Origin of the sequence: Flavobacterium sp., assembly GCF_003525665.1 — a bacterium.
Classification (GTDB): domain Bacteria; phylum Bacteroidota; class Bacteroidia; order Flavobacteriales; family Flavobacteriaceae; genus Flavobacterium.
This window is the reverse complement of the sequence record NZ_DQDX01000017.1, coordinates 19,875-27,022: the sequence shown is the minus strand read 5'-3', so window position 1 is coordinate 27,022 and position 7,148 is coordinate 19,875. Positions and strand designations below refer to the sequence as shown.

Genomic DNA, 7,148 nt, shown 5'->3' with positions numbered 1-7,148 from the left:
TTTTTAGTTTTTACTGAATAGTCATAAGTTGTCATTTCAAATTGGTCATTAAAATAGTCTTCAGAAAATTGCGAATTATAGTTTATCCTTTTTTCCTCTAAAGTTATTCCTGTAACTAAAGATAAACGTTTATTAAACTTATATTCATAAGAAAACCCAAAAAAAACACCATATTCTGATTTTGCTTCATCAAGAAAATCTGAACCTCTCAAACTAAAATGATTAGGTCCAAACAAAAAACCAAGACGATGGTTACTTTGCGCAAAACTTGTACTGCAACAGAATGCTGCAATAATTACGACTAATAAAAATCTTTTCATATTACACATTAAAACGGAAATGCATCACATCTCCATCCTTAACAATATATTCTTTTCCTTCTACTCTTAGTTTTCCGGCTTCTTTACATTTCGCTTCTGAACCTAAGGCAGAATAATCATCAAATGCAATAACCTCAGCACGGATGAATCCTTTTTCGAAGTCAGTATGAATTACTCCAGCTGCTTTTGGTGCTGTATCTCCAACATTAATTGTCCAAGCACGAACTTCTTTAACTCCTGCTGTGAAATACGTTTGTTGTTTTAATAATTTGTAAGCTGCACGAATTAAAACTGCCGAACCTGGTTCAGTCAATCCCATATCTTCTAAGAAAACTTGACGTTCTTCGTAGCTTTCTAATTCAGTAATATCTGCTTCCGCTCCTACTGAAAGTATAATAACTTCTGCATCTTCGTCTTTTACTAATTCACGAACTTGATCTACATATTTGTTTCCGTTTACCGCTGAAGTTTCGTCAACATTACAAACATACAGTACTGGTTTGTTTGTAATTAATTGAAAATCTTCCATCAATTCAATTTCGTCTTGATTTTGTGGCTCAACAGTTCTTGCAGATTTTGCTTGCAACAAGGTTTCACGAATTCTATCTAAAAGTGCTTTTTCTGTTTGCGCTTCTTTGTTTCCAGTTTTGGCAGCACGATTTACTTTTTCTAAACGTTTTTCAACCGTTTCTAAATCTTTTAATTGCAATTCGATATCAATAGTTTCCTTATCACGAATTGGGTTTACATTTCCATCAACGTGAACGATATTATCGTTATCAAAACAACGCAAAACGTGAATAATTGCATTACATTCTCTAATATTGGCAAGGAATTGATTTCCTAAACCTTCACCTTTACTTGCTCCTTTAACCAATCCTGCAATATCAACGATATCAACAGTTGCCATTTGAACGCGTTCTGGTTTTACCAATTCTTCCAAACGATTAATTCTTGGATCTGGAACGTTAACCACACCAATATTTGGCTCAATAGTACAAAACGGAAAGTTAGCACTTTGCGCTTTAGCATTGGATAAACAATTAAATAAAGTCGATTTTCCTACGTTTGGTAATCCTACAATTCCTGCTTTCATTTTGATTTTTATTATAAAAAGTGTGCAAATATAAGGTTTTAATATTGTTTATTAAATAGTTATAAATAATTTAAAAATAATGTTAATATTATATTAAAAAAATGTTACTTTGCTTTCAAATATTAACTAACCCAACTTATTTATGAAAAAAATTACATTATTATTTTTTCTACTGAATTTTACAGTCATTTTTGCCCAAAAAGAAATTAAAGGAAAAGTGTCGGATGCAAACGGACTTCCCTTAATTGGAGTTAACGTTGTTGAAAAAGGAACCTCTAACGGAACCCAATCGGATATAGATGGTTCGTATAAAATTAAAGTTCAAGAAAATGCGACTTTGGTTTTTTCGTATGTCGGATTTAAATCTGTAGAAAAAAGCACCAGCGGAAATTCTAGTATTGAAATCACATTATCTGAATCACAATTGTTAGAAGAAGTACAAGTTGTAGGTTCTAGAAATTCAAAAAGAACCGTTGTGAATTCGGCAGTTCCCATTGACATTATTGATGTAAAAAGCGTTACAACGCAAAGCGGAAAATTAGAAATAAACGAATTGCTTCAATATGCCGCACCTTCATTTAACGCAAATAAACAATCGGGATCTGATGGTGCAGACCACGTTGATCCAGCTACTTTACGCGGAATGGGTCCAGACCAAACATTGGTTTTAATAAACGGAAAAAGAAGACACCAATCATCGCTAATTAATTTATTTGGTACTCGTGGAAGAGGAAATACAGGAACCGATTTGAACGCGATTCCAGCAAGTTCTATCAAAAGAATTGAAATTTTACGTGATGGTGCAGCAGCTCAATATGGATCTGATGCAATTGCTGGTGTAATCAATATTGTATTAAATGACAATGTTGATGAACTAACAGGAATGGTAAGTTATGGCGCCTTTAATACTAACGCCAATGGTGATTTTCCTGCTGGAACTGCCAATACAGGAGACAATTTCCTTGACACCAATGCCGACGGAAACAAAACTGCAAAAGGCAGAAACTTTGATGGAAATTCTTTAAAAGTAGCTGCTAATTATGGTGCTAAAATTGGCGAAAAAGGCGGATTTGCAAATTTTACAGCCGAATATTTAAACAAAGAAAAAACATTACGTCCTGGATTTGATTTTAGAAGAGGTTTTGGTGAAGCATCTATTGAGAGTTTCAATTTCTTTGGAAATGTAGCAGTTCCTGTTTCCGATAAAACTGAAGTTTATGCCTTTGGTGGACGTAATTTTAGAGATACCGATGCGTTTGCTTTTACACGAAACAATCCATCTCCAAGAATTGTAACTTCAATTTATCCTAATGGGTTTACACCTAGAATTACTTCTAACATTATCGATAATTCGTATGCTGTTGGTCTTAGAACTGAAACTTCAAGTGGATGGAAAGTTGATATTAGTAATACTTATGGTAAAAATCTTTTTCACTATTATATTAAAGGAACTTTAAACGCATCTTTAGAAGAAGCATCACCAACAGAGTTTGACGCTGGTGGACACACTTTAAGTCAAAATACTATAAATTTTGATTTATCAAAAAACTATGCTTCTGTTATGAGCGGATTAAATGTAGCTTTTGGTGCAGAATATCGTACTGAAAAATTTACAATTTTTGCTGGTGAAGAAGCTTCATACGCAACCTATGATGAAGACGGATTAGTAGTTACCGATCCAACAACACAAGTAATTCCTACTGATCCAGAAACTGGCGATCCTCGTCCTGGTGGTTCACAAGGTTTTCCTGGTTATAGTCCAGCAAATGAAGTTGACAGAAGTCGTTCTAACGTTTCTTTGTATGCTGACGGCGAGTTAGATATAACAGATTCATTCTTAATTAGTACTGCTTTACGTTATGAGAATTATAGCGATTTTGGAAGTACTTTAAACGGAAAATTAGCAACTAGAATTAAAGCTAGCAAAAACGTAAACTTAAGAGGATCAATCAGTACTGGATTTAGAGCGCCATCTTTAGCTCAAATTTATTATAATTTAAGATTTACAAATTTCTCTTCAAGTGGTGCATCAGAAATTCTACTTTCTCCTAACAACAGCCCAGTTACTCAAGCATTTGGAATTGGAAAACTAAACGAAGAAAAAGCAATTAATGGCTCACTTGGTTTTACAGCCAACTTTGGAAATTTCACTGCAACTGTAGATGGTTACATGGTTAATGTACAAGACAGAATTGTTTTAACAGGATATTTTGATGCTTCTTCTTTAGGAATTGGTGTAGATTCTGCACAGTTTTTCGTAAATGGTGTTGACACTAAAACTACTGGTTTGGACGTAGTTTTATCTTGGAGAAAAAAATATGGCGATAATTCATTTGGCGCAAGCTTAATTGGAAACATCAATGATATGAAAATTGATGCTGTAAATAATGGTACTCTTGATGAACAAACGTTCTTTGGAGAAAGAGAAAAAGCATTCCTTTTGGCTTCTGCTCCAGATAATAAATTTAGCTTAAATCTTAACTATGCTAGAAAGTGGTTTGATGCAGGATTAGCATTTACACGTTTTAGCGAAGTAAAATTACTAGATTATCAAATGTATGAAGATGTTGCTGATTATGGAACATTCCAAGATCAAGTAAAAGCTGCTACTGATACTTATGGTGTAAAAATCGTAACTGATTTAACATTAGGATTCAAACTTTCAAAAACTACAAAATTAAGTATTGGAAGCAACAACTTATTCAATATTTACCCAGATCAACAAGACGACTGGGTTGAAGCTGGTGGATATTGGGATGCGGTTCAAATGGGATTTGGCGGAGCTTATTACTATGCTAGACTTGGATTCCAACTGTAATTTACAATCTATTATAACTTCAAAATCCCGAGTTTTCTCGGGATTTTTTTTTGTAAGTCTGTGAATTATATAACCTTATAAAATAATTATATAACACAAAGATTGCGTGTCTAATATAAATTTGTACATATTAATAAACAAAACATTTATATTATGAAAACTATAATTTTAACATTCGCGACCGTATTTGCATTTACTGCCAACGTATTTGCACAAACTCCAAAAAATGTAAAATCAGAAACTAAAACAACTGTTACTACCATAAAAGATTCTAAAGGAGAAAAGAAATTGGTTAAAACAGAAAAAACGCAAGAGGTTCAAAAAGTTGCGTTGGGCGAAGAAAAAGCAAATACTTTAAACATTCCTCAAGTTGTTGATAATAAAGTAGATGTAATTAAAACTACCGAAGTTAGTATTGACGGACAAGTTCAAGAAGTAAATGTAGATAGATCTGCCTACTATATGTTTGACGGACAAAAATACCAAATGCAATCTGATAAATCGGGTTACACATTGACTTCTCCTGATAACAAACCTAAAGGTATTTTACGTAAAACTTCCAACAACAACTACATTTACGTTCATGATAATAAAGTTGCAATAGGATTTTATGATACGGATGGAAATTTTATCTTAGAAACTTATGATTCAAATTCTGATTCAGTTAAAAGAGAAAAATTTGAAATTGTAAAGTAGAAACATAAACTCTATATATATTTGAAAGTTCCAATTTGTTTACGCAGTTGGAACTTTTTTTATTCTTCACCTCTATCAGCTACGCTTAGAATTATTTCTTCTTCTTCTGGAGTTGCTACCAAGCCCGAAATTTCCCAATAATTATTTAGAATTACGTTTTTTTTGTTGAATAATGTTTTGTCTTTAAACACTTCGCTTTCTTTATAAGTAAAGTTTTGTGTGCTAAAATTTGTGGTTACAAAACTGTTTTTAACTTCAATATCAGTCGAATTATTTCTATGAATTCGTTCGAAACCAATTTCTTCTCTTGAACTCAATAAGTAATAATTGGACGCATCCGATCTATAAATTGCCTTAAAAAAAGACTTGTAGATGTTCCTCACATTTTTGCCTTTTCGTTCTTTTACTTTAGCAACCGATGCTGGTGACACTATGGAAGTAACTTCAATTATAATCTTCTTTTTTTTATCGTAAGTAATTGTAAAATCGTCTAGCAATCCTGTTGCGGTATCTAAAGGCGTCACAAACATCACATAATAATCTGAATTAGAAGCGTTTCCTTTTATCAGAAAATCAAATTCTTTTTTCGCTTTTGGTTGTAATAAAGGTAATAAGTATTTAAAGTTATAGTAATTCTCAATGATATCATTTAAATTGTAGCCCAAAAGTTCGTTGCTAATATTAACGTCAACCAAGCCATACGATCGGTTTTGTTCTACTAAAATATTGGATGTGATTTTTTTTGGTTTCCCAAATAATTGAAAATTCATTAATCCATCATTATAATTAGAACAAACTCCGTTGAGCTTAAAAAACTCTCGTGAATAAATTTTTAGTCGTGCTGGAACAGATAATTTATTGGTAGAATTTTCAATTAAATTAGCTAATATTTTTTGCGGATGCTGTTTGGTTAAAATAAGTTCATCAAGATTAGTAACACTATTTTTTAGGAAAATAACATTCTCTTTTTCTTTCAAATTGGATGACCTTACTGTGACACTTTGATAGGAAGTGTGCGTAATTTGAATTCCCGAAATCCCTTTTAAAACGAAGGAAACTTTACCTTCAGAATTGCTTAAATTTACTTGTTTGGTTCTCAAAACCAACACCGTTGCATCTTCAATAACTGCTTTGGTATCGGCGTCTTTTAAAACTAATACAATCTCAGCGTTTTGAGAATAAAATGTAGAGGATAGAATTAAAAAAAGAAACGCAAAGATTTTTTTCATTTTCACTAAATATTTAACGAAAATAAATAATATTTTCATAAAATTTAGGAAAAAATACGAAATTAATTCAAAACCAACTTTTGATTAACGATGTAAACGGTTTAAGAGTAGCGAATTCTATAGATTCTGTAAAGAATTAGATACCAATTCGCTACCAAAAATTATTCGTTATGAAGAAATGCTTGTCTGTTTAAAAGTGTTTCATCACTTTCAACATGATTATCATCAGGCACACAACAATCTACAGGACAAACTGCAGCGCATTGTGGTTCTTCGTGAAAACCTTTACACTCGGTACACTTACCTGGAACAATGTAATAAATATCATCAGAAATCGGAGTTTGTGCTGCGTCAGAATCAATTTCGGTTCCATCAGGAAGAATTACTTTTCCTCTCAATTTTGTTCCGTCTTTATATCTCCAATCGTCTGCTCCTTCATAAATTGCAGTGTTTGGACATTCTGGCTCACAAGCACCACAATTGATACATTCGTCTGTTATAATGATTGCCATTTTTAATGTTTAAAAGTTTATGAGTTTAAAAGTTTACAAGTTAAAATAACTTACAACTTTTTTAACTTTTGGCGATTGCCAAATTTCTATTTATTAATTTTGTGCAAAATTACAATCAAAACCATTCATAAACAAGCAACATATGTTACAATTCGAGAAAAAAAAATGTTTTGTTGAATTAGGGAAATTTTTAAGCCAATTTGCCTTAGACAACTCAACCCAAAAAGAGGATGTTTTAAACAACGATTTGTTTTATAATGACTTCCTTTCTTTAATCGAATTATCGCAGTCACACAACGGATGGTTTACTCCAGATCAAGTTTATTTTTCGGTGCAATCTTGGGCAGAAGCTTTAAAAGAAGAGAATATTGATAAGTGGTTATCAAAATATTCCTTCGACTGCGCTCAGGATGACAAAAATCGTACAAAAACTGTAGGATTAATTCTAGCAGGAAATATTCCGTTGGTTGGTTTTCA

General features: G+C 32.4%; 6 protein-coding genes and 1 pseudogene. 3 read left to right on the top strand and 4 right to left on the bottom strand.

Annotation, left to right across the window (positions count from 1 at the left end):
• Positions 1-320, bottom strand: a 320-nt coding sequence (locus tag DIU01_RS01205) for a hypothetical protein (protein ID WP_290831436.1), incomplete at its 3' end; no start/stop codon positions are given.
• A 1-nt stretch (position 321) separates the two neighbouring features.
• Complete coding sequence (gene ychF, locus DIU01_RS01200) at positions 322-1,416, bottom strand: redox-regulated ATPase YchF (protein WP_290831435.1); 1,095 nt, start codon at positions 1,414-1,416, stop codon at positions 322-324.
• A gap of 142 nt (positions 1,417-1,558) precedes the next feature.
• Here ychF and DIU01_RS01195 point away from each other — a divergent pair, with 142 nt between their 5' ends.
• Complete coding sequence (locus DIU01_RS01195; protein WP_290831434.1) at positions 1,559-4,234, top strand: TonB-dependent receptor; 2,676 nt, start codon at positions 1,559-1,561, stop codon at positions 4,232-4,234.
• Positions 4,235-4,387: 153 nt separating this feature from the next.
• Positions 4,388-4,930: a hypothetical protein gene (locus tag DIU01_RS01190; RefSeq protein WP_290831433.1), complete on the top strand. Its 543-nt coding sequence runs from the start codon at positions 4,388-4,390 to the stop codon at positions 4,928-4,930.
• A 59-nt stretch (positions 4,931-4,989) separates the two neighbouring features.
• Here the strand turns inward: DIU01_RS01190 and DIU01_RS01185 are convergent, their stop codons facing one another.
• Both DIU01_RS01185 and DIU01_RS01180 read right to left on the bottom strand, forming a co-directional pair.
• Positions 4,990-6,159, bottom strand: coding sequence for a hypothetical protein (locus tag DIU01_RS01185; protein WP_290831432.1), 1,170 nt, complete (start codon positions 6,157-6,159; stop codon positions 4,990-4,992).
• A 161-nt stretch (positions 6,160-6,320) separates the two neighbouring features.
• Positions 6,321-6,671 carry a 4Fe-4S dicluster domain-containing protein gene (locus DIU01_RS01180; protein WP_290831431.1) on the bottom strand — a complete coding sequence of 117 codons (351 nt, stop codon included), beginning with the start codon at positions 6,669-6,671 and terminating at the stop codon, positions 6,321-6,323.
• 142 nt (positions 6,672-6,813) lie between these two features.
• Between DIU01_RS01180 and DIU01_RS01175 the strand changes: the two are divergent.
• Positions 6,814-7,148 (top strand): annotated as a pseudogene (locus DIU01_RS01175) (acyl-CoA reductase); the annotation flags it as partial.

Coding starts and splice junctions, on each gene's coding strand:
- DIU01_RS01190 (WP_290831433.1), top strand. CDS start 4,388: ATGAAAACTATAATTTTAACATTCGCGACCGTATTTGCATTTACTGCC.
- DIU01_RS01195 (WP_290831434.1), top strand. CDS start 1,559: ATGAAAAAAATTACATTATTATTTTTTCTACTGAATTTTACAGTCATT.
- DIU01_RS01180 (WP_290831431.1), bottom strand. CDS start 6,671: ATGGCAATCATTATAACAGACGAATGTATCAATTGTGGTGCTTGTGAG.
- ychF (WP_290831435.1), bottom strand. CDS start 1,416: ATGAAAGCAGGAATTGTAGGATTACCAAACGTAGGAAAATCGACTTTA.
- DIU01_RS01185 (WP_290831432.1), bottom strand. CDS start 6,159: ATGAAAAAAATCTTTGCGTTTCTTTTTTTAATTCTATCCTCTACATTT.